Annotated in this window: 18 protein-coding genes and 1 pseudogene; 6 read left to right on the top strand and 13 right to left on the bottom strand. The window is 72.8% G+C overall.

Annotation, left to right across the window (positions count from 1 at the left end; all coding sequences use genetic code 11):
• Positions 1–21: 21 nt before the first annotated feature.
• Positions 22–153 (bottom strand): hypothetical protein, encoded by a 132-nt coding sequence (locus tag ACIQ1J_RS03440; RefSeq protein WP_403553702.1) that lies wholly within the window; start codon positions 151–153, stop codon positions 22–24.
• 208 nt (positions 154–361) lie between these two features.
• A complete protein-coding gene (locus tag ACIQ1J_RS03435) occupies positions 362–1,177 on the bottom strand; it encodes an oxidoreductase (RefSeq protein ID WP_403553821.1) in 816 nt (271 codons plus the stop codon).
• A 204-nt stretch (positions 1,178–1,381) separates the two neighbouring features.
• Between ACIQ1J_RS03435 and ACIQ1J_RS03430 the strand changes: the two genes are divergently transcribed.
• The 5 genes and pseudogenes from ACIQ1J_RS03430 to ACIQ1J_RS03410 all read left to right on the top strand — a co-directional run bounded on the left by ACIQ1J_RS03430 (position 1,382) and on the right by ACIQ1J_RS03410 (position 5,616).
• Entirely contained in the window at positions 1,382–2,005 is a 624-nt protein-coding gene (locus ACIQ1J_RS03430) for a TetR/AcrR family transcriptional regulator (RefSeq protein WP_403553700.1), read from the top strand.
• Between the two features lie 663 nt (positions 2,006–2,668).
• Positions 2,669–3,493, top strand: a pseudogene (locus ACIQ1J_RS03425) (RNA-guided endonuclease InsQ/TnpB family protein); the annotation flags it as partial.
• A gap of 306 nt (positions 3,494–3,799) precedes the next feature.
• Complete coding sequence (locus ACIQ1J_RS03420) at positions 3,800–4,447, top strand: hypothetical protein (protein ID WP_403553698.1); 648 nt, start codon at positions 3,800–3,802, stop codon at positions 4,445–4,447.
• A 531-nt stretch (positions 4,448–4,978) separates the two neighbouring features.
• Positions 4,979–5,212 carry a type II toxin-antitoxin system VapB family antitoxin gene (locus ACIQ1J_RS03415; protein ID WP_403553696.1) on the top strand — a complete coding sequence of 78 codons (234 nt, stop codon included), beginning with the start codon at positions 4,979–4,981 and terminating at the stop codon, positions 5,210–5,212.
• Entirely contained in the window at positions 5,209–5,616 is a 408-nt protein-coding gene (locus ACIQ1J_RS03410; RefSeq protein ID WP_403553694.1) for a PIN domain nuclease, read from the top strand. The genes ACIQ1J_RS03415 and ACIQ1J_RS03410 overlap by 4 nt, the downstream gene beginning before the upstream one ends.
• Positions 5,617–5,657: 41 nt before the next feature.
• Here the strand turns inward: ACIQ1J_RS03410 and ACIQ1J_RS03405 are convergent, their stop codons facing one another.
• From ACIQ1J_RS03405 to ACIQ1J_RS03395, 3 genes are all read right to left on the bottom strand, one after another.
• Positions 5,658–5,858: a hypothetical protein gene (locus ACIQ1J_RS03405; protein ID WP_403553692.1), complete on the bottom strand. Its 201-nt coding sequence runs from the start codon at positions 5,856–5,858 to the stop codon at positions 5,658–5,660.
• Between the two features lie 443 nt (positions 5,859–6,301).
• Complete coding sequence (locus ACIQ1J_RS03400; RefSeq protein WP_403553690.1) at positions 6,302–6,754, bottom strand: hypothetical protein; 453 nt, start codon at positions 6,752–6,754, stop codon at positions 6,302–6,304.
• An 84-nt stretch (positions 6,755–6,838) separates the two neighbouring features.
• Positions 6,839–7,756, bottom strand: a complete 918-nt coding sequence (locus ACIQ1J_RS03395) for a hypothetical protein (RefSeq protein WP_403553688.1) — start codon at positions 7,754–7,756, stop codon at positions 6,839–6,841.
• A 182-nt stretch (positions 7,757–7,938) separates the two neighbouring features.
• On the opposite strand from ACIQ1J_RS03395, the gene ACIQ1J_RS03390 reads away from it, so the two are divergent.
• Positions 7,939–8,997 (top strand): helix-turn-helix domain-containing protein, encoded by a 1,059-nt coding sequence (locus ACIQ1J_RS03390; protein WP_403553686.1) that lies wholly within the window; start codon positions 7,939–7,941, stop codon positions 8,995–8,997.
• Positions 8,998–9,053: 56 nt separating this feature from the next.
• Here ACIQ1J_RS03390 and ACIQ1J_RS03385 read toward each other — a convergent pair whose 3' ends face one another.
• The 8 genes from ACIQ1J_RS03385 to ACIQ1J_RS03350 all read right to left on the bottom strand — a co-directional run bounded on the left by ACIQ1J_RS03385 (position 9,054) and on the right by ACIQ1J_RS03350 (position 21,014).
• Positions 9,054–9,203 (bottom strand): hypothetical protein, encoded by a 150-nt coding sequence (locus tag ACIQ1J_RS03385; protein ID WP_403553684.1) that lies wholly within the window; start codon positions 9,201–9,203, stop codon positions 9,054–9,056.
• 65 nt (positions 9,204–9,268) lie between these two features.
• Positions 9,269–10,042 carry an ANTAR domain-containing protein gene (locus ACIQ1J_RS03380; RefSeq protein ID WP_403553682.1) on the bottom strand — a complete coding sequence of 258 codons (774 nt, stop codon included), beginning with the start codon at positions 10,040–10,042 and terminating at the stop codon, positions 9,269–9,271.
• A gap of 244 nt (positions 10,043–10,286) precedes the next feature.
• Positions 10,287–11,723, bottom strand: coding sequence for a GAF domain-containing sensor histidine kinase (locus ACIQ1J_RS03375; RefSeq protein ID WP_403553680.1), 1,437 nt, complete (start codon positions 11,721–11,723; stop codon positions 10,287–10,289).
• A 101-nt stretch (positions 11,724–11,824) separates the two neighbouring features.
• Positions 11,825–12,874 carry a rod shape-determining protein gene (locus tag ACIQ1J_RS03370; protein WP_210963516.1) on the bottom strand — a complete coding sequence of 350 codons (1,050 nt, stop codon included), beginning with the start codon at positions 12,872–12,874 and terminating at the stop codon, positions 11,825–11,827.
• Between the two features lie 134 nt (positions 12,875–13,008).
• Entirely contained in the window at positions 13,009–17,658 is a 4,650-nt protein-coding gene (locus ACIQ1J_RS03365; protein ID WP_403553678.1) for an SAV_2336 N-terminal domain-related protein, read from the bottom strand.
• Positions 17,658–18,683 carry an AAA family ATPase gene (locus ACIQ1J_RS03360; RefSeq protein WP_403553676.1) on the bottom strand — a complete coding sequence of 342 codons (1,026 nt, stop codon included), beginning with the start codon at positions 18,681–18,683 and terminating at the stop codon, positions 17,658–17,660. The genes ACIQ1J_RS03365 and ACIQ1J_RS03360 overlap by 1 nt, the downstream gene beginning before the upstream one ends.
• A gap of 322 nt (positions 18,684–19,005) precedes the next feature.
• The gene (locus tag ACIQ1J_RS03355) at positions 19,006–20,658 is read right to left on the bottom strand and encodes a trypsin-like peptidase domain-containing protein (RefSeq protein ID WP_403553674.1); all 1,653 of its coding nucleotides are present in this window, start codon (positions 20,656–20,658) and stop codon (positions 19,006–19,008) included.
• A complete protein-coding gene (locus ACIQ1J_RS03350) occupies positions 20,655–21,014 on the bottom strand; it encodes a CU044_2847 family protein (protein ID WP_403553672.1) in 360 nt (119 codons plus the stop codon). Before ACIQ1J_RS03350 ends, ACIQ1J_RS03355 begins: the two co-directional genes overlap by 4 nt.
• Positions 21,015–21,191 lie beyond the last annotated feature (177 nt).

Below are 21,191 nucleotides of genomic sequence, written 5' to 3'. Positions count from 1 at the left end.
AGGCGGTTCTGTACTGAGTTGTCAAGTATTGGCAGGTCGGCCCTCGCCCACCACGGCGATGCCCGGAATGTCGAGTTTAGGCTTGCTGGTGATCACGGGCTCGGCCAGCAGCAATGCGCCGATCAGGGCAGGGGCGGCGAAGGCGGCGTTCACGTACATCACTCACCGCCACGACGCCTATTCGGTGAGCATGCCGCCGGGCAGCAAGCAGCCCGAACCGCTCGATGGTTTCAGGCCCGCAGATGTCGGCGAAGTCCCCGCCGAGGCGAGCAGCAGAAGACCGCAGCGCCACGCCCCGATCGAGACTCGGCGTGGACCAGGTAGGGGCCGGTTTGATGCAGGCGCCGGGTGTACTGCAGGGTCAGCCGGCCAGTCGGTTGAGCTTGCGGATTTGCCTGTCGAAGGCGCGCGAGGGCACGATCCGACGCAGGACGCTGACACGTGCGGCCATCGAGCCGGCGGCGTACCGGAGCTTGGGCTTGGAATCGGTGGCGGCCGCGACGATCACCTTCGCGACAACGTCCGGGGAGTCGGCATTGCGCCAGGCCGTGGCCAGCACGTCCCGGGAGACCTCCCGCTGCGTGGCATAGCCCGGCACGGGCGAGTCGGGCGCCATGCTGCTCGCCTCGAAACCCGTGCTCGTGTAGGCCGGCTCGACCAGCAGCATCCGGACGCCGTGCTCGCGAAGCTCGTGATCGACGGACTCGGAGTAGCCCTCGACCGCATGCTTGGTGGCGGCATAGACGGCCATGAAGGGGGCTGGGATCAGGCCCAGTACCGAGGAGACGTTGACCACGCGGCCACCGCCCTGGGCGCGCATGTGGGGCAGCACTGCGTTTGCCATCCGGATCAGACCGAAGACGTTGACATCGAAGACCTCCCTGGTCTGGTTGATCGAGCTCTCCTCACCGGCGCCGACCGCGCCCACGCCTGCGTTGTTGACCAGGATGTCGATCCGGCCGAACCGCTCGATCACCTCCTCGACCAGGGAGTGGACCGACTCGTCGCTGGCCACGTCGAGATCGAGGAACGTCACCCCGGCAAGCGGCTCGGCGTTCGCCGCGTTGCGGCTCGTGCCGACCACCGCGAAGCCGGCGCCCACGAGGGCGAGTGCCGCTGCCCGCCCGATCCCGGAGGAGGCGCCCGTCACGAGGGCCACTGGGTGAGCTGTTTGCATGGTGGTTCCTTCGGTTGTGGGCATGACTTTGTCGTGCACTGTGCGGCGTCGCCCGCACTGGGGCCGACGCGGTCCGCACCGGTCCTGCAAGCCCGGACCAAGCCTGTCCGGTGAGCTCAGGACGATTATGTACTGAACAGTCAGAAACCTAGGCGGTTCTGTACTGGGTTGTCAAGAACGGCGGGTCGGCCGTACCTTTTGGGTATGGCGAGACCACGAAGCTTCGACCGCGACCACGTCCTCCATGCCGCCGAGCGGCAGTTCCGCACCACGGGCTACAGCGGCACGAGCGTCGACGACATAAGCGCCGCCACCGGCCTGGGTCGAGGCAGCCTGTATGCCGCGTTCGACGGCAAGCACGGCGTGCTGCTGCAGGCGATGGCCGGGTACTCCGTCCGGCTGGGGCAGTTTGTGCCGGAGGCGCTCGCCGGACCGGACGAGGGTGCCCTGGAGCGACTGCGCGGGTTCTTGCTCCGCGCCGTCGAGGGGGTGCCACTGGCCGCCGATATGCCCCCCGCCCCTGACCGGGCGGCGGCGGCCTGCTTCGCCGCCAAGATGGCCCTGGAGATCGGCGCCTCCGACTCCGAGGTGGAACGCCTGGCCAACGACTGCTTCTCCGTGGTCGCGACGGCGGTGGCCGAGTGTGTGCGAGCGGCTCAGCGCAACGGCGACCTCGACCCCGACGCGGATCCCGACGACCTTGCGTACCTTCTGCTGACCATCGTCCGCGGGATCGATGTCGTAGGCGCGTCCGGCCACAGCCCCGCCCGCCTGACCTCAATTGCGGAGAGCGCGTTCGCGTTGTTGCCTCGCCCGCGTCACCGCTGAGAAGGGCACGACCGGCCCCGTTGCGCAGGCCATCTGATGCAGTTGGCCCGCTTCAACGCTGCGGACGCACGGCCCGTAGGTTTGCACGCCGCCGTGCCCTCGTGTGTCGGCGCGTGCTGTGGTGTTCCGGGGATATGCAGGGTGGGCGCTACTCGGTGCTTCGACCGTGCTCTGCGCCGGTCCGGTCTTCTAGCGGGACGCCCCAGCGCAGCGCCCCACGGCGACAGCCCGACATACCTGACAGGTATCACCGAATGGGTCAAAACCCTGCGCTGCCCCGCACCACGCCAGCAGCTGTCGAGGGTCCTGAACAGAGCCAGGCAGTCATTCCCACAGGGTTCAACACGCTGCACCTGACAGGGAAGATCAGGTGGGCGGGCCAGGTACCCGCGGCCGCCAGAGCGCCGCCGCCGCGGCGGCGGGCCAGGCGCTGCCGCAGCCGCTCGAACGCGAGACGGCCGGACTCCCACACCACCAGCTCACCGTCCAGGCCGGTGTCGTCTTTCATCTCAGCCCAGGCCGCCGGTTGCGGCGAGTGGAGGCCTCCGGTTGGAGCAACCGGAAGCGACCGCTGCAAGCCAGGTGCCGTCAAGACGCCGTGCCGCGCCGGTGCGTTGAGCCGCGATGGGTACACGATCGCTTCAGTGCGCGAGTAAGGGAGCAGGAGTACGTGCCGGTGCGGAGAACCGGATCACCGGGGCGCGGCTGGTCAGGGACGCGCTCGGCCGGCACATCGCCTTCCGCGTCCAGACCTTGGAGGCGCAGCCCGCACCCCACCCGGGGCCGGACGTCGGCATCGACGTGGGCGTCACCGTCCCGATCGCCCTCCGCGACGGCGAGACCTTCGAGCACGGCGAGTGGCTCACGGCGAAGGAGCAGGCCAGGCTCCTGCACCTGGAGCAGCGCGCCGCGCAGCGTAAGCGGCACCGTGAACCCGGCGAACGCACCAGCCGCCGGCTGCACCACACCTACGACCGGATCGCAGAGCTCCGCGCGAAAGCCAAGCGCCGGGCCCTGGACTGGCAGCACCAGACGACCACCGCCATCGCCCGCACCTACGGCACGATCGTGGTCGAAGCGCTCACCATCACGAACATGGTCAAGTCCGCCAGGTCAACCATCGAGGAGCCGGGGAAGAACGTCGCCCAGAAGGCTGGGCTGAACCGCTCCATCAGCGGTGAGGCATGGGGCCGCACGGTCACCCTGCTGACGTATAAGACCGCCCGGCTCGGCGGCACCCTGCACAAGGTCCCCGCCCCCGGCACCTCCCGACGCTGCTCGGCGTGCGGCATCACCACGCCCGGCAGCAGGGAGTCCCAGGCCGTGTTCGTGTGCAGGAACCCGGACTGTGGCTGGTCGGGCAACGCCGACCACAACGCAGCCCGGAACGTCTTGCACCTGTACCGGACGGGCCTCGCGCTCGTCCCGGCTGCCGGGAGGGCAGTCGTCAGGCGCGCGAAGCGCGTCAAGCCCGCTACCGCAAGGTAAGCAGGAATCTCCCGGCTTCAGCCGGGAGAGCACTTCAAGAGCGCAACGTCTCCCGCACCTGACCGCCCGCCCGGCCCCGTAGGTGCCGGAACTGGCACCTGTTTCAGACAACCGTGGTCGCAGATTTCCCCACAACAGCACTGCTTGTCACCGGAGTTCAGTAACGTCCCACCTGTTCCACCGCCAGGTGCTCTCGGCCGTCGCGGCCGGGCACGCGAGCCTGTCCAGAATGGGTGTGAAGTGAACAGTCAGTTACGCCTGCGCACGCGTACGGCGACCGCGGTCCTCCGGACCAGATTCGCCGCGGTGGTCGGAACGGTCGCGATGCTCGCGGCCGTACTCACCGGCACGACCGTCACCACGGCAAGCGCCGCCGAAGCCGCTGCCCCGCAGGCCGCGGCAGGCGGGTGGTCCTGCGGCGGGGACCCGGTTCCCCCCGGGTACGTCATCTCCCAGCTCAACAAAACCGGCTGCAACGGCAGGGGTTCCTGGTACCAGGAACCCGCCCGCGACGGGATCTGGACCTGCTCGGGCTCACCGATCGTGCCCGGGTACGTCATCAGCGCCCACAACAAGTACGGTTGCAGTGGCATCGGCTCCTGGCGCCACAAGCTCGCCGAAGACGGGATCTGGACCTGCTCGGGCTCACCGATCGTGCCCGGGTACGTCATCAGCGCCCACGACAAGTACGGTTGCAGTGGCATCGGCTCCTGGCGCCACAAGCTCGCCGAGGACGGCATGTGGACCTGCGCGGGTTCGCCGATCGTGCCCGGGTACGTGGTGACCGCCTGGGACAAGTATGGCTGCGGCGGCATCGGCTCCTGGTACCACAAGGTCGCCCGCGCCGGCCTGTACGTGTGCCCCACCTCGCCCATCCCGCCCGGGTTCCGCGCCACCACGGGCAACATGAACCAGTGCAGCGGCCTCGGCGGCAGGCTTCTCGTCAACGCCTGACCACGCCGGGCACACCTTGCGCCTGTCGTAGGCGCGCTGAAGGCATCACGTACCGTGTGGTGCCTTCAGCGCGCGTCCCCCGGTAACCGCGCCAGCCCGGTGCCGATCCGCAGAACGACCCCCGACGTGCTACCGGCACTCAGCCGCTGACCCGCTCCACCGGGATTCACAGCTCCGCGTCCGCGTGGGTGCCGTCCTCGGACACCCGGGTACGAGAGAGCGACGGCCCCAGCCGGCTCCGGTACGGGTTGGACATCCGTGGCTGGGAGCACAGCGCCGAACCCGGGGCGGTTCACTCAGCCTCTCCGGCGGGTTCAGAGAGTCCGTTGGGTGGGGGCGAATGGGTGGGGGCGAATGGGTGGGGGCGAAGTGGTGTGGCGAACACCTAACCAATCCCCATCCGAGCTGGTGGTCGCCGGTGCGCGGCCGGGCGGGCTCCCTCTGTGTCATGTTCGATGATCTGCAGCCCGCGAATATTGGTGATGTATCGTGGCTATGTACATCATGGACTCCTGTTGAGGGGTGGCTGATATGTCCGTGACTCAGGTCGATCTCGATGACGAGGCGCTGGCTGAGGCGATGCGGCTCATGGGCGCCTCGACGAAGAAGGAGACGGTCAACGGGGCCCTGAGGGACTACGTGGCGCGCATCAAGCGGCTGGAAGCTGCCGAGAAGCTGGCCGCGAGGGGTGAGCGGGGCGAGTTCGAGGTTGCGGCTGCGGCGCGTGCAGCGGCCAAGCAGGCCCGGCGGGTCGCCTTCGAGTGATCACCTATCTCCTCGATACGTCCGCCCTCTGGCACCTCTTCCGTTCGCCGGGGGCGTTGCGTCCCTGGGAGGGGCACATCGCCGCGGGGGTGTTCCATATCTGCGAGCCCACGAGGGCGGAGTTCCTCTACTCGGCCACAAGCCCGGCTCATCGGGACGAGTTGGCCGACGAGATCGATGACCTCTGCCACCTCGCCCCGGTTCCCAAGAGTGCGTGGCGCTGGGTCGACACCGCGCAGTACAAGCTCACCCAGCGGGGGCAGCACCGTGCCGCCGGAGCCGTCGACCTCCTGGTGTGTGCGACGGCGGTCCATCACGGTCACACGGTGCTTCACGCGGACAACGACTTCGCCACGGTGGGAGCGGCCCTGAAGGAACTGCAGCAACGAGACGTACGCACCTGACTGAGCTGCCCTGAGTTTCGCAGCGGCCGGTTTTTCGTGTTTCAGGCGGTGTTCGTGGTCGCCTGGGATCGGTGGTGTCGGGCCTCGAATTCTTCGGGAGGGAGGTGGCCGAGGGCGGATTGCAGGCGTTCGGTGTTGTGCCGGCCGACCCACTGGACGACTGCGCGTTGGACCTGGCCGGCGTCGCGCCACGGTCCGTGGTGGTCGATCAGTTCGGCTTCGAAGGAGCCGTTGAGGGTCATCGCGTCCCGGCGTGCCGGGCGGCGTGTGCTGCACGCGCGCACGACGCTCGGCGATGCGCTTGTCCACCGGGTCTGACGCGGTGGACAAGCGCATCCGTGGCCGGCGCGGGGGTTACCGCCCGGGAACGAGGTCCGGTCCCGCGCCGTGCTCGTATCTTCGGGGGCTTGCCCGGCGAGGCGAGAGCCTGATTGCGCCGCTTCAGCCGGTGTGGCGAACGCCTGACGGATCCCGATCGAGCTGGTTCGAGAGGGGTTCAGCCGGGTGGAAACAGGGCGGTATGTCCGTTCGTTCGGCGTTTCTACAGGTGTGACGTGTCACTGCAATGGGCTCGAGTCCCACCCGCCCCACTCCGGCCTCTTGGCGCAGGAACGTTCAGGTACGCGCGTGCGGGGACGCCACCGGGTCGGTGGCGTCCCCGCACGTGTGGGCGTCGGCGCTGAGGTCAGACGGCCCACTTGCTGCAGGTGCCGGCGCTCACCCAGCGGTGCGAGCTGATGGCGTTGCTGACCCGGGAGCCGCTGGTGAAGTAGTCGTTGGTGAGGTCGGAGGCGTAGCCCTCGTTGCGGGACAGGCAGATGTGGCCGCCGCTCCACTGCGTTCCGGTTCCGTTGAAGAACTGGACTTCGTAGTTGTTGCCCTTGTTGAGAATGGACGTCGCCTTGTTGGTGTCCCCGCCCTGGAAGCTGCCGCCGCTGTCACCCCAGTTGGAGTCGTTGCCCACCGCCCTGCCGAGGTATCCGTCGCAGTAGGCGTAGTCGTAGGCGTACATGTAGCCGGAGACCGCGCCCGAGTAGTTGTCGGAGCAGGTAGCGGCCGCGTGCGCGGAGGAGACGGGGAGGGCGGTTCCGAGAGCGGCCATGGTCATGACGGTCAGGGCGGCGGGCAGTTTCCTCATGGATGAGACTCCTTGGCTCTAGGTCGAATCGGTGCTTTCCGTGGCCGGCATGCCACGGGGATCTGGGCGGGACATGTGTCGGCCTCAGATGTTTCCGGCCCGTGCGAGGGCGGACATCCTCATCCGCTGGTATGTGGTGAATTCTTTTGAGTAGTCGCGCAGGGCTCGTTCGCGGTATTCCTTCTCAAGGGCCCGCGCGATCTTTCCGAGGGATGTCTTCCGGGCGCATTCGGCCTCGGTCACGGCCAGTGCGGATTCCGCTTCCCGGGCTTGCGGCTCGCTCATTCCCTTGACCAGGCCGGCCCGCTGCCGGCGGATGTCGTCGGGGCTCTCGAAGGGCTCCCCCGAGTCCTTCATGCAGTGCGACCACGCCGTCACGGCGGTGACCAGGCGTTCGTCCCGAAGGATCCGCGGAACGTACAGGGGCGTCAGCGACGTCACGGTCTTCCTGGCGCGGAACCAGGTCGGGTAGTCGCCGTAGAGCTGCCCCCTCGCTTCCGCGTAGCAGCCCGTGCGCGGGGTGCGGACCGAGCCGCCGGACGGCAGCTCGACGGTGAGGGTGTCGTCGAAGTCCCCGTCGAGCGCCCGGGAGTACCGAACGCGTTGCTTCTCCGGGAGCGCTCCGGCGTAGGTGATGTTGGGGTGGCTGCGGCGTTCCTTCTCGGCCGCGACGTCGAACGACCGGCCGTATCCGTACCGGCGGGCCCATTCGACATCGTCCACGACGTACCCCCCGGCCTTGCGTTCCGCGATGCCCGCCACCGGGCCCGCCCAGTAGTGGAAGCCTTCACGTCGCATGCACCGTCGGACGAGTTCCTCCTCCGCGCGGTCGATCTCGACTTCTTCCGCGGCGGTCAGGTCCCTGACCGGAGTTCCCGGCGCGGCGGCCTTTTCCTGGTGCGGCCGCTCCGTGCCCGTCGGACTTCCGCTCCCGGTTTCGCAGCCGGTGGTCAGGCACAGGACGAGAGCGACCGAAAGCAGAATGGCTTTCTTCCCCCGCATTCGGTGCCTCCTCGTTGATGGCTCCGCTTCGATTCAGGAGACTAGAGACGCCGAGGAGGCCGGACTTTGTCGTGCGCGCACGGATCTTTGTCAGTTGTGCGGTCGGCCACCGGTCACGGTCCGCGCCTTGTGCGGTGGGTGCGGCAAGCCGCATCCTGATATCCGTGAGGGAGGGGTGGCTTGTGGGGGGAACAGATCACCGCGTCGCCGCGTCAGCGACACTGGACACTTCGGTCGTGGCACCACGGGAACGTGAGGACACGATCCGGCACGCCCTGTGGAGGTCCTTCTCCCGGGTCGACATCGATCACCACGCCCCCCAGGAGGCCATCGGGGCCCGCATGGGGCTCGGCACCGTGGGGCCCATGCGGGTCTGCTCCGCCCAGGGGACCCCGGTGTCCTTGCGCCGTACGGAGCGGCTGGCCCGGGAGGACGCCGAGCCGTCGGTCTTCCTCGGTCTTCAGGTGGCGGGGACCAACCTGGTGGGGCAGTACGACCGCCAGTGCCTGGTCGGGCCGGGAAACCTCGTGGTCTTCGAGTCGACCGCCCCGTACACGCTGCGCTTCGAGAAGGCCTTCGACTACCTCTCCCTGCGCATCCCGCGCGAGGCGCTCGCGCTCCCGGAGCGGGTGCTGCGCGATGTCGCCGCCATCGCCCTGGGCCCGGTCAATCCCACCGCACGCCTCGCCTTCACGTACTTCTCCCACCTGGCCGCCAGCGAGGAGTTACGCAGCGGGGCGTACGCCGAAGCGATCATCGGACCCAGCGTGGAACTCCTCCGGGCCGTCGTGACCTCCCAGTTCGGCGGTGCCGGCTCCGGCCGGGCGGCGGTGTCGGAGGTGCCGCTCAGCCTGTGCATCACCAAGTACATCCGTGAGCACCTGGCCGACCCGGCCCTGTCGGCCCCGCGTATCGCCGCCGCGCACGGCATCTCGGTCCGCCATCTCTACACCGTGCTGTCACGGTCCTCCATCAGCCTCGGAGACTGGATCCGCACGCACCGCCTGGCCGAGTGCAGGCGGGAGCTGGCCGGCCCGGGCGGCCGGCTGCGGACCATCGCGGCGATAGGCCGTACCTGGGGTTTCGTGGACGCGACCCACTTCAGCAAGGCGTTCAAGCAGGCCTACGGCATTTCACCGCGGGACTGGCGGGAGCAGCACCACCCCGCCCCTTCGCGCGGGGGAGCCGCGCGGACCGCCGCGCGGGCAAACGTGCGCATGGCCACACCGAGGCGCCGGTAGGCGTCGGTGCACCTCGTGGGCGTTCACCGCTTTCGGCCCGACGGTGGCGCGCCGGGTCAGCGACGTTCCGCGCCGTCGGCCGTGTCCGCTTCCTCGTCGTCGCGCTCACCCTCCGCCTGGGAGGGAGTGGTGTGCGGCGGGTCGGTGGCGTCGTTGCGCTCGTCGTCGCGTTCGCCCTCGGCCTGGGACGGGGTCTGTTCGCTCATCGTGGTCCCTCCTCCTGCCGGACGGGGTCCTGGGCCGGGTACCCATCCGTGGCCGGCGGCACCACTCAGCGTCCGAGCCGGCCCAGCGCCGTCCGCAGGGCCGTGCGCACCTCGGCCGGCGGGGGCGGGCCGTCGCTCTCGGCGCTGGCGGTGACCGCCGCGGCGACGGTGCGCAACTTGGTGTTGGACAGCTGGGAGGTCTCGCGCAGGATGTGCCACGCCTCTTCCGACGTGCAGGCGTGCAGCGCCATGAGCACGCCCCGCGCCTGGTCGATGACCGGGCGGGAGGCGATCGCCCGGCGCAACTGCTGCACCTCCTCCTGGAGGACGTGCAGCCGCTCGGCCGGGCCCGTGGGGGCGGAGGAGGGCGCGGACTCAGGTCGCGGCTCCGGCTCTGGCTCCGGGTCCGGCTCTGGGTCCGGCTCCGGGTCCGGCTCTGGCTCCGGGTCCGGGTCCGGGTCCGGCTCTGGCTCCGGGTCCGGACGGTGGGCGGTGGCCCGCAGCGGGTCGGTGGTGTCCAGGCCGGCCAGCTCCAGGACCCGCAGCGGCTGGCCGTGCCAGTTCGTCGCCGTCGCCGGCACCGCCTGCCGGTGGCTGTAGCCGCCCAGCAGGTCGAGGAACCGCAGCCCGGCCGTGTCCATGAACCTCACGTCGCCCATGTCCAGGTCGACCCGTTCCACGTCGGCCGGCAGCGCGGCCAGGGCCTCGGCCAGGATGTCCACGCACCCGTGGACGAGTTCTCCACGCGGGACGAGCAACGCCCGGCCGGCGTGCACCCGGCCGTCGATGGCCAGGGTGGCCGGCGTCCCCGCCAGATGTGGTGGTGCCGCTGGGGTCATGTCACCGCCTTGTCCGTCCTCGCTCCGTCCCCGACAGACGTTCGCCAACGTCACACAGCCCCCGTCGGCCGTCGGACCGACCGGGAACAGGGTCCCGGCCCGCAGCGGTCCGGCGGCGCTGTCGGTTCACCTGCCCGTCGGACAGCGGACTACACCCGGGCTCGGGGAATGCCCGGCCCATCGTTGGGTGAAGGCGCTGTCCGCCGGCTCCGGCCCGGCTGCCCCTCCCGACCCTCCCGCCCCCTCACAGCGGCGACCGCCACGTGACCGCCGTCCCCCCGCCGTCGCCCCCGCCGGTCTCCCCGTCGTCGCCGACCGTCAGCCGTACTTCGTCCCCGCCGCCCGGCGAAGCGGCGGTCGCGTCGACGGCGACCTCGACGCGGGAGACGCCCGGCCGTCCGGCCGCGTCGGTCAGGGCGTGGCGCAGGGCGGTGAGCAGGCGGTCCGCGACCCGCTCCGGTACGCGGGTGTCGACGGCGCCCGTGAAGCGCGTGGACGGCGGGAAGCCGAGCAGGGCCGCGGCGGACGCGGTCTCGCGCAGCACCCGGCCGCGCAGTCCGGCCGGCGGGCCGGCCGGGGGCTGCCGCAGCGCGAAGATCGTCGTACGCACCTCCTGGACCGTGGACCGCAGTTCGTCCACCGCCCGGCCGAGGACGTCGCGGACGTCCTCGGCGCCGGGGCGGCGCTGCGTGGACTCCAGCATCAGGCCGGTGGCGAACAGCCGCTGCACCACCAGATCGTGCAGGTCCCGGGCGATGCGGTCGCGGTCCTCGTAGACCGCGAGGCGCTCCCGGCCGCGCCGGGCGTCGGCGAGGACGAGGGCGAGCGCGGCCTGCGAGGCGAACTGCGCGGCGAGCTGCCGTTCGACCGCCGTGTACGGGCGGTCGCCGCGGCGGCGGGGGAGGGCGAGGGTGCCGATCAGCCGGCCGCTCGCCTCCAGGGGCAGCATCATGCTCGGCCCGAACCGGTGCCGCACGTGCGTCGTCATGCGCGGATCGGTCGCCGAGTCGGCGACGAACACCGGTTCACCGCCCAGAAGCTGCTCCAGGACGGGGCTGCCCGGCGGGATGGCCGCGCCGACGATGCCGTCCGGGTCGTCGGGCGTCGAGGCGGTCACGATCTCCATGCCGCCCTCGGCGGTCGGCTGAAGGATCACGCCCGCGTCGGCGCCGGCGAGGAGCCGGGCCCGTTCGGCGACCGTCGTCAGCGCGTCGTCGGCGCTGTCCTCGGTGAGCAGCGCGGTGGTGACGGCCGCCGCGCCCTCGAGCCAGCGTTCGCGCTGCCGGGCCGTCTCGTACAGCCGGGCGTTGCCGATCGCGATGCCGGCCTGCGTGGCGAGGACTCGCAGCAGTTGCTCGTCGTCGGCGGTGAACGGGGCGCCGCCGGGCCGCCGGACGAGACACAGCTCGCCGAACTCCTCGTCGCGCTCGCCGTCACGCACGTGGATCGGCACCCGCAGCCGGGGCGCCGACGCCGGTACGCCGTCCCGGCCCGGGGTGCGGATCTCGGCGAGGCCGTTCCGGCCGGGGTCGGCGGTGGTCAGGGCCGCCGAGACGGCACCGGTCAGTTCGGCGGCGCCGTCCACGATGTGCCGCAGGGTGCTGCGGAGGTCGAGGTCGGTGCCGACGCCCAGGACGGCTTCGAGGAGGCGGGTCAGTCGGGGCGCGGGCTGCGCGGTCATTGCGTCCGGGTTCCTCGGGTTCTCCGGTCTCCGCGGCTTCCGGGATTCCGGGATTCCGGGATTCCGGGATTCCGGCCTTCCCCGGTCCGCTCGCCGGTGGGTCAGTCGGACGAGGCCGGGTTCAGGACCAGCGGCTCGACCCGGCCCTCCAGCATGGTGCCGAGGCCCTGGACCGCGCACACGTCGGGCCGCTCCGCGATGTGCACCGGCATGCCCGTGGCCTGCCGCAGCATCTGGTCGAAGCCCGGCAGCAGCGCGCTCCCGCCGACCATCATGATCCCGCGGTCGGCGAGGTCCGCGACCAGGTCCGGCGGGCAGTCCCGCAGCACCTTGCCGATCCCGTCCAGCACGGCCGTCAGCGGCGTCTGGATGGCGTTGCGCACGGTGGCGGTGTCTACCCGCACACTGCGCGCGAGCCCCGTCGCCACGTCCCGTCCGTGGATCTCGGTGGTGGTCGGTCCCTGCGGGGTGAGGCCGTTGCCGGACAGGGCGAGTTGCAGCGGGCGCACGGACTGGCTGGGCAGCACCAGTTCGTGCTGGTGGCGCAGGAGCTGCACGATCGCGTGGTCCACGGCCTCACCGCCGACCGGGATGCGTTCGGCGGTCACGATCGAGCCGAGGGAGAGCACCGCGACCTGGGTGGCGTGCGCCCCGCACACCATGATCATGGTCGCCTCGGGCTGTTCCACGGGCAGTCCGCAGCCGACCGCCGCGGCGATCAGCGTGTCGACGAGTTCCACACGGCGCGCGCCGAGCCCGACCAGCGTCTCGATCGCCGCCCGCCGGGCCAGCGGATCGGCGTCGTGCGGGGTGCAGACGGCGGCACGCAGCCGGGGCTTGCGGCGCAGCGCCCGGCGGACCTTGTCGCCGAGCAGGTGCCGCAGCATGCGCTGGGCCATCTCGATGTCGACGATCGTACCGCCGGACACGGGCCGCACGACGCGGATGTAGGCGGGGGTGCGGCCGGTCATCTTCTCCGCGAGCTCGCCGACCGCGATGAGCGCACCCGTGCGGGTGTTGACCGCGGCGGCGGACGGCTGGTCGACGACGAGTCCGGCACCCTTGACGTACACGCGGGTCCGCGCCGCACCCAGATCGACGGCGAAGTGGCAGCGACGCAGCTGCTCCAGACTGGCGGTACTGGCGGTCATGGCAGATCCTCCCGAGAGCGCGGACCGTGCGGGGCCGCCCGGTGGCCGGCCTCCCTAGGCATCGTGCGCGGGGGCCGGGGCGGGCGCCTTCCGGAGGGGGCCGGGCGGGGGGCCGCTGAATGGGGGGTGTGCGATCAGCGGTTCTCGGCCGCAGTGAGCAGCGGACGGAGGTCCGGTACGAGGAGCACGTCGCCGTCCGCCGCTCTCAGATCCCGTCGGACCCGCTCGGCGCGCCCGTAGCCGACGAACGGCAGGCCGATGGCGCGGGCGGCGGACTGCTCGGCGGCGCAGGAACCGATCAGCACACACTCGCCGGGGGCCGCGTCGAGCCGCTCCAGGGCTCGCCGGAGGACGTCCGGGTCGGGCATGAGGCGGGTGAGGTCGGCGTCCCGGCCGTGGACGCCGCCCGGCAGGGCGTCCAGCAGGCCCCGGCGTCTCAGGTAGGCGGTGACCGGGGCGGGGGCCCGGTCGGTCACCACGGCGGTGGGCACCTCGCGGGTGTGCAGCGCCTGGATCAGCCGGTCGGCCAGGGGGGTCGGGTGCGCGGTGCGCGCCGCCCGGGCCTCGTGCCGGTCGAGCCGCAGACGCACGTCGTGGGCGAGCCGGTGTCCGGCGAGCGCCCGGATGAAGTCGAGCGTGCCGGCGTACCCGTCCGCCGCGACCCGGGGCAGCGGTGCCCCCGTGAGCGCGTCCTCGGGATCACGCTCCTCGACGAAGAGCGCCGCGATGTCCAGGAGCACCTCCCGCTCCGCGGCGGGCCGGTACAGCCGGGCCGTCACGTCGTCGAAGCCCAGGAGGACGCAGCGGGCGCGGGCGATCAGGTCTTCGGGAGTGTCCGCCGCGCCGGCCGGTACCGCCACACTCGGGCCACGGGCCCCGTCGACCGTGCGGTACCAGCCCCTGTCGGCACCCAGCGGGCGGAACGCGTCCGGGGCGAGGGCGGGGCCGCCGTCGCCCCCCTCCGCGTCCCCGTACACCTCGTCGTAGTACAGGGAGTCCGAAAGGGCGATGACCGCCTGTGCGCCTGATGAGGCATCCAGGGCCGCGTCGACCGACCCGGGGTCTGCGCGGAACGTCCGCACCTCAGTGCCGTCCGTGCGGAACTCCTCCTGCCAGAACTCGACCCGCAACCGCAGGCCGCCCACGCGTGGCAACTGCCCGGGCAGACCCTCCACGGTCGCCCGGAGGAGCCGGGAGGCCGCCACCCGCGGCGCCAGCAGCACGAGGAGGCCACCGCCCTGATCGTCCAGGAGTTCGTACGCCTCTCCGTGGAGCCCGCTGCCCGTCAGCAGGTCCGTGACCACGCCGTGCAGGGCCGGACGGGCCGCACCGCCCGGGGGGCCGTCGGCGAAGGTGAACCGGGCGCAGTCGCGGAACTCGGTGTCGAAGTCGGTGTCGAATCCGGTGTCGTCCTCCGCGGCTTCCGCCTCCGCGAGTGCCGCCATCTCCGCCATGACCTCCGCCCGCTCCAGGACCTCCGCCGGGTCGAGGTCCGGGCCGTCGGCGGGGTCGCCCACCCACGCCCCGCGCGCGGCGAGCAACTCGGCCGCCTCCGCCTCCTCGGTCGTTTCCTCCGGCTGCTCCAGCAGGGGCGTCCAGAGGCCGTCCTCCGTGGGAAAGGGGCCCTCCGGAAGCTCGTCCGGCGCGGACACGGCGCGGTTCGTCCCGTCCGGGGCCGGTGGCTTCTCGTACGCCTGCCACGGGGCGTCGTCCGCCGGCTCGTCGTGCTCCTCGCGCAGTTCCCGGCCCAGCGCCGCCAGGGCCGGGCTCCGCCCACCGGACAGTTCGTACTCCTCGTACACCGCCAGCGCCTCCTCGCCCCGGCCCTGGCGGCGCAGGACGATCAGGTACAGGCGGCGGAAGTCCTCCCGGTGCGGGTGGGCCTGGAGCAGGCCGGCCAGGTCGGTGGAGGCCCGGTCGTACTCGCCGAGGGCCAGGTCGAGTTCGGCACGTTTGGTGTGCAGGGCGAGGCGGAGCCGGACGAGGCGGGTGCGGGCGGTGCGGGCGGCGGGACCGGGCACGTCCGCCAGCGGCTCGGCACCGTCCCAGAGGGCCAGCGCCCCGGTGACGAGGCCGCGGGCCTCGGCGTGCTCGCCGTCCAGCCGCGCCGCGTCGGCGCGCCGTACCAGCTCGTCGCACCGCACGACGTCCACCTCGTCGGCGCTGGTGTGCAGGGCGCAGCCGTGGGCGGACGTCGCCAGTACGCCCGGGCCCAGGGCGTCCGCCAGCCGCGCCGTCAGCCGGGTCACCTCGGCCCGCGGGTTGCGCGGCTCGTCACCCGGGTCCCACAGGCCCCAGCGCAGCTCCTCGTGGGTCACCGTGCGGCCGTGCTTGAGCAGCAGCATGGCGAGCAGCGCGCGGATGTCCGGCGGCAGGCCGGGGGAGCCGTCCGGCAGCCGCACCCGCAGCGGCCCCAGGACGTGGTACCGGCGCCGCTCGTACGCCTCGGCCGCCCGGGCCGGCAGCCGCGGGTCCGCGAGCAGCCCCAGGCCCTGGGCCTGCGTCACCGACGAGGCGGACATCAGCTGGTCGAAGGCGTGCGCGTAGTGGATCCGCAGGCTGCCGGGCAGCCGGTCGAGGTGGCGGGAGTCGATCGGGACCGTCAGGCGCGAGGTGCCCGACGTCAGCAGCAGCAGGACGTCGCACAGGGCCCGCAGGTCCTCGGAGCGGCCGGCCGGGCCCGAGGTGCGCCCCGGCTCGAAGAGGCTCAGCCGGACCGTGCCGTCCGGCAGCAGGACCACCCGGGAGGCCTCCAGACCGCCGTGCGTGACGCCCGCCTCGTGCAGGGCGGTGAGCGCCGTCGCCAGCTGCGCCCCCACCGACACCGTCAGCGGCACCGGCAGCCGCCGGCCGCCCGACCGGGCGAGGGCGTTCAGGGCGATGCCGTCGAGGTGCTCCATGACGACGTACGGGACGTCGTCCTCGACGCCGCGGTCGAGGACGGTGACCAGGTTCGGGTGGGCGATCTCCGTCAGGCGGCGCGCGTCGCGCAGGAACGCCTCGCGCGACGCGGGGTCGGTGTTCGCGTCGTGCAGCCGGACCATCACCGTCCGGTTCGCCGCGGTGTCCTCGGCCAGCCACATCCTCCCGGTCGGCGCGAGCCGGCGCACCGGCCGGTAGCGCGCGCTCATCGCGCGCGGGAAGGGCGACGCGGCCGGTGGCCGCTGCCGCGCGGCCAGCTGCCGCGCGCTCTCCTGGCTGATCGCCGCGAACGACTCGTTCCCGCCGGCACGCTCGGTGCCGTCCCGGTCGGGGATCAGCGCGCGGAACTCGCCGGGCGACCGCCCGGCCCGCTCGTCGATCAGGCCGCCGGTCCGCAGCAGCAGCTCGTGGGTGCGGTTGCGCGCGGTGCGGGGCAGACCGCGCAGCAGCAGGTCGCGCACGCCGGGGCGGAACGCGTACGAGCCGGGTGGCCCGGCGACCGTGGTGAGCAGCCCGCTGAGGATGACCTCGGCCAGGTGCCGGGGGAGCGGGTGCGGCTCGACGGCGGCCTGCACCAGCCGCATCACCGGCAGGTCCGGACGCCCCAGCGCGAGGTGTCCGGCCAGCCGGAAGGCCTCCGGGGACGCGCTCGCGCGAAAACGCAGGACCAGTTCCCCGGCGGACAGCCGCGCCACGTCGGTACGGTCGTCGGCGTCGGCCGGCAACGGGCGGTGCAGCACGGCGGCGGCGCCCGGGTACTCGGTGCCGCCGGGGCTCGCGACCAGTGCGGCCCAGTTCGCCAGCCACTCGGGTCCCGGTTCCAGCACGGGTACGTGCACTGCCCTGCCGGGCGCCGGGGGCGCGGTGCCGTCGTCGTACGGCGTGAAGGCGAGCGAGGCGCTGGGCGCGGCCCGGTGCGGGGCCGACAGCCGGCCGGGGACGGGCGGCAGGGCGGTGTCCCGCCACAACTGCTCGGGCAGCGGCTGGAGGACGGCCAGGGGCGTACGGCGCGCCCAGCGGCGCAGGGTGCCGAACCACCGGGTGCCGGCCGGGCCCTCGCGCCACTGCGGTCCCATGCAGTCGCTGATCAGCAGGGTGACGGTACGGCCGTCGGCGGGCGCGTCGGCTCCCTCGCCGCGGACGGTGCCGTCGGGTTCCGCGCGGTGCAGGGTGACCGTGCGGAAGACGCCCGACTGGGCGAGCGCGGCGTGCAGTTCGCGCACCAGGGGCTGCCAGACGGGCATCGTGGGGCCCGCGTCGTGCACCAGGTTCAGCCGCAGCCAGCGCTCCCGCACGGGCCGCAGCACCGGCAGCCACCACTCGGGGCCGGCCCCCAGCCGCGCGATGCGGTCGGCGGTCGCGGCCTCGTCCACCTCGTGCCCCACCGGAGCGTCGGTACGGCGCTTCAGGGGGCGCAGGGAGCGCTGCAGCGCCAGCGTGTTCCGCAGCATCGGCGGGGCGGGGGCGAGCAGGGCGCTGTGCGGTTCGACCGCCGAGGAGCCCGGTGCGGGGGCCGGGGACGGCAGACGCAGGGGGGTGCGTGTCTCGGGTAGGGGCGGCGGTACCTGCGGCCGGTCCGGCCGGGGCGGCCCGCCCTGCCGGTGCTGCTCCGGCGTCACCCGGGGCGCGGGCGGTGCCGGGGCCGGGGATTCCGTCCCGGCCTCCGCAGGCGACGGAGCCGACGGAGCCGACGGAGCCGACGGAGCCGGCCGGTCCGGCTCCCCGGGCTGCTGCATCTGTGCTGCCAGCCAGAGGAGTTCGGCAAGCTCCAGCGGGGTCGGGCGGACGCCCGAGGCCGCCCGGCCGAGGATGTCGGCCAGACGGGGGAGGGGCTCCGGTGGGCCGGGGCGGTCGGCGGGCATCAGAAGGCGTCTGGCTGCGGGGAACGGCCCAGGTACGGCATCAGCCGCTCCGCCAGCTCGTCGAGCGAGTCGGTGCCGAGGCCGGAGGAACGGGCCAGGTAGATCGCGTTGAGGAGCTGGTCGGTGGCCAGTTCGCCGCTGCCCACCCGGGACAGGAACCGGTCGATCAGCTGCTGCGCGTACCCGTCGGGCTCGCCCAGGTGGGCGCGGACGATCTCGGTGAGGTGCGCGTCGTCCGGCTGCCGCAGACGCAGCGAGACACAGCGGCGCAGGAACGCGGGCGGGAACTCGCGCTCGCCGTTGCTGGTGAGGACGACGAAGGGGAATGCCTTGCAGCGGACCCGGCCGCGCTCGACGGGGACCCGCTGGTCGGTGCCGTCGATCAGCACCTCGGCGCGCCCGTCGGGGATGTCCCGGGAGGCCCGCACCAGTTCGGGGATCTCGTACTGGCCCTCCTCCAGGACGTGCAGCAGGTCGTTCGGCAGGTCGAGGTCGCTCTTGTCGATCTCGTCGATGAGCAGGGCGCGCGGGCGGGCGTAGGGGAGGAGGGCGGTGCCGAGCGGGCCGAGACGCAGGTGGTTCTCGATGCCCGTCCCGGCCGCCGGGTCGTCGGGACGCCCGGTGGTGTGGCGTGCCGCGTACAGACGGGAGAGCGGGTCGTACGTGTAGAGGCCGTCGTGGAGGGTGCTGCGGCTGGTGATGTTCCACCGGAGGACCGGGCCGAGCCGCAGTTCGCGGGCGACCGCGTACGCGAGGGACGACTTGCCGGTGCCGGGCGGGCCGGTGACCAGCAGGGGGCGCCGCAGGTACAGGGCGGCGTTGACCAACTGCACCGTGTGCGCGGAGGCCTGGTAGGTCGCGGCCCGGTGGACGCGGTCGGGCGAGGCGGCCGTGGCGTCGCCGTCCTCGTCCGGCGGGTCGAGCACGGGCTGGCCGTCGAAGGCCCGCCAGGGCGGCGGCGGGGGCAGCTTGGTGATGCCGTCGTGGGGGGCCGGCGCGCCGGTGTAGACGGGCCACAGGGGCATGGTTCTTCTCTCCGAGCGATCGGTGCGGCGGGCGGGTCGTTCCGGCGGCGGGTGGTGTGGCGGCGGGTGGTTCGGTCGGCGGGCGTTCAGCGGCGGGTCGTTCCGGCGGTGGGTGGTTCGGGCGGCGGGCGTTCCGGCGGTGGGTGGTGTGGCGGCGGGTGGTCCGGTCGGCGGGCGTTCAGCGGCGGGCGGTCCAGGGCGGGCGGGTCAGCAGGCGGTTCGGTGGCGAGTGGCTGGTCGGCGGGCGGTTCGGCGGCGAGTGGCTGGTCAGTGGTCGGTTCGGTGGTGGCGGGTCGCGGCGAGTGACTCGGTGGCGGGTGGTTCAGCCGACGGGCGAGTGGAGCAGGGCCGCGGGCTCGGCGAAGCAGCGGGGGTCGTCCCACAGCAGCTGGACGTCTCTCGCCCAGTGCTCCTCGGGGACGTCGGCCGCGTCCGCCGTCTCGCGCAGCCGCATGACCAGGCGGGGGAGTTCGGACGGCGGCACTCCGGCCACGGACACGGCGAGTTCGTCGAGGAACGCCGTACCGGAGCAGGGGCCGTCGTGCCCGTCGCCGGGGCACCCCCTGCGCGGCCACAGCAGCACCGGCACGGGCACGTGGAGACCGACCTCGAAGTGCTCCCGGGCCGCCGCGGGCGCGGTGGCGAAACCGGCCAGCTCCGCGTCGTCCCGCAGCCGCATGCGCAGGCCGGCCGGCCGCTCCCGGGTGCCGCAGTCGACGCGGTGCAGTGTGCCGCCCGTGCTGACCTGGAGCTTGCGCCACTTCTTGCGCAACTGGTGGCGGAGCCGCCCGCTGCGGTGGCGGTGGCGGTCGGTCACCACGAGCGGATAGGCGCAGCCGAGCGGTGTGGGGTCGTCCTCGCTGCACGCCCAGTGCGCCACCGGTTCGTTCAGCCACTCGCGCGGCAGCACGAAGGTGAGCAGTTCCTCGGCGCCGGGATCGAGCTGGGTGAACGCCTCGTCGATGCGCTCCTGGACGAACGACCGCACCGCGCCCCTGGCCAGCCGGCGTGTGCCCACCGGGCGGCGCTGCCCGTCCCGGTAGGCGGACACCTCCACGGTGACCTGGTCGGCGCCGGCGCCGCTGTGATCGATCTCCACGACGATGGGCGACCACGTCGCGGGGCGCGGCGGCGGTGCGTGCAGCAGTTCCTCCAGCCGGTCGGCGAACCGGTCCACGGCACCCGGCTCGGGCACCTCCCACTGCACGTACGCGGCGGCCTCCCGCAGGGAGTCGAAGCCGCCCTCCGGGGGCGGCGGGTCGAAGGGGTCCATGGCGGAGACGTACAGCCGGTTCGGGTCGCACGTCAGGCCGGCGCCCTCGGCCCGGCGCACCAGCGCGTACAACCGCCTGCGCGCGTCCGCCCGGTGGCCCGGCGTGGGCACCAGTTCGCCCAGCTCGGGCCAGTAGCGCGCCATGATCTCGACGGGCAGCATCCGGCCGACGCGTACGTCCCTGGCGCCCGCGACCGCGGTGACCATGCCGACGACCGTGCCGTCGGCCAGCGCCAGCGCCGCGCCGCTGAACCCGGCCGCAAGCGGCTGCCCGTGCGCCGTGACCGCCTCCAGCTGGACCCACTCGTCCGAGATGAGCGGGCCGGGCAGGGCCCGGTAGGAGGCGAGCATGCCCTCGTCGTACCCCTTGGGGAAGCCGTAGGCGACCAACTGGGGCGTGGGCGCTCCCTGTTCCGAGCCGGGCCGGGCGAAGACGGCCGGTTCGAGCGGCACCTCACGGTCCAGTTCCAGTACGGCCAGGTCACCGGGGTCGGCGGGGCCGCCCCGCCAGCCGCCGTGCACGGCGACCGTGGCGGACAGCTCGCCCAGCTTCCGGCGGCCCGGGAAGGTCACCGTGACCGGCGCGCTCCCGCTCCATCTGACGACGTGGGCGCAGGTGAGCAACCGGCGTGCGGAGACGAGGAATCCGGCGCCGACCTCCTTGCCGCACTCGACGCGGGCGTGCCACGCGGTCCCGCTCATGACCGGCCGGCGGCTTCCGGGCCTTCCGGGCGCGTCGGGGGCGGCTCCGGCGACCAGCTCAGCTTCACGACCAGGTGGCCTTCCGCCGAGCCCTTCGCGATGATCGCGCCGGCCTCCGCGCTCAGTTTGACCCCGAACTCCAGCTCCACCGAGTCGGGTCCGAGCGAGCCGTCCCGGAACACCCGCAGGGCGGACTCGGCCGCCGCCCGCACGCCTTCCAGGGAGCCCTCGAACGTGCGCGCCGCCTGGGCCGGTCCGTCGCCGCGCGAGACCAGCCGCGCGCCGTCCTCGTCCTCGACACCCTCGACGACCACCGGCGTGCCGTCCTCGGTCCTGAACTCGACCCACCCGTCCATGACGCCGCTCGCTCCCCGTCTGTCGTACCTGTGCGGAAGGTCATTGTGACGGACCGTACTCGGCCCTGTCCCGGCCGTCGGCTCCGGTCCACCGCCGCTCTGGCGGAAACCCGCCAGGGCGCCAATCCGCCACCTCCGGTCAACTCCGTGGCCCCACAAGCCCCCTGAGACTTCTTC

The sequence above is a fragment of the Streptomyces sp. NPDC097107 genome, from assembly GCF_044762405.1.
GTDB classification, from domain to species: domain Bacteria; phylum Actinomycetota; class Actinomycetes; order Streptomycetales; family Streptomycetaceae; genus Streptomyces; species Streptomyces thinghirensis.
Note: the sequence above shows the minus strand (reverse complement) of the source record. Positions and strands in the feature narration are given on the sequence as shown.

Excerpts from the sequence above, each read along its gene's own strand:
- ACIQ1J_RS03400 (WP_403553690.1), bottom strand. The coding sequence starts at position 6,754 with ATGAGGAAACTGCCCGCCGCCCTGACCGTCATGACCATGGCCGCTCTC.
- ACIQ1J_RS03365 (WP_403553678.1), bottom strand. The coding sequence starts at position 17,658 with ATGCCCGCCGACCGCCCCGGCCCACCGGAGCCCCTCCCCCGTCTGGCC.
- ACIQ1J_RS03380 (WP_403553682.1), bottom strand. The coding sequence starts at position 10,042 with ATGACCCCAGCGGCACCACCACATCTGGCGGGGACGCCGGCCACCCTG.
- ACIQ1J_RS03405 (WP_403553692.1), bottom strand. The coding sequence starts at position 5,858 with ATGACCCTCAACGGCTCCTTCGAAGCCGAACTGATCGACCACCACGGA.
- ACIQ1J_RS03375 (WP_403553680.1), bottom strand. The coding sequence starts at position 11,723 with ATGACCGCGCAGCCCGCGCCCCGACTGACCCGCCTCCTCGAAGCCGTC.
- ACIQ1J_RS03430 (WP_403553700.1), top strand. The coding sequence starts at position 1,382 with ATGGCGAGACCACGAAGCTTCGACCGCGACCACGTCCTCCATGCCGCC.
- ACIQ1J_RS03360 (WP_403553676.1), bottom strand. The coding sequence starts at position 18,683 with ATGCCCCTGTGGCCCGTCTACACCGGCGCGCCGGCCCCCCACGACGGC.
- ACIQ1J_RS03370 (WP_210963516.1), bottom strand. The coding sequence starts at position 12,874 with ATGACCGCCAGTACCGCCAGTCTGGAGCAGCTGCGTCGCTGCCACTTC.
- ACIQ1J_RS03385 (WP_403553684.1), bottom strand. The coding sequence starts at position 9,203 with ATGAGCGAACAGACCCCGTCCCAGGCCGAGGGCGAACGCGACGACGAG.
- ACIQ1J_RS03355 (WP_403553674.1), bottom strand. The coding sequence starts at position 20,658 with ATGAGCGGGACCGCGTGGCACGCCCGCGTCGAGTGCGGCAAGGAGGTC.
- ACIQ1J_RS03350 (WP_403553672.1), bottom strand. The coding sequence starts at position 21,014 with ATGGACGGGTGGGTCGAGTTCAGGACCGAGGACGGCACGCCGGTGGTC.
- ACIQ1J_RS03395 (WP_403553688.1), bottom strand. The coding sequence starts at position 7,756 with ATGCGGGGGAAGAAAGCCATTCTGCTTTCGGTCGCTCTCGTCCTGTGC.
- ACIQ1J_RS03435 (WP_403553821.1), bottom strand. The coding sequence starts at position 1,177 with ATGCAAACAGCTCACCCAGTGGCCCTCGTGACGGGCGCCTCCTCCGGG.
- ACIQ1J_RS03415 (WP_403553696.1), top strand. The coding sequence starts at position 4,979 with ATGTCCGTGACTCAGGTCGATCTCGATGACGAGGCGCTGGCTGAGGCG.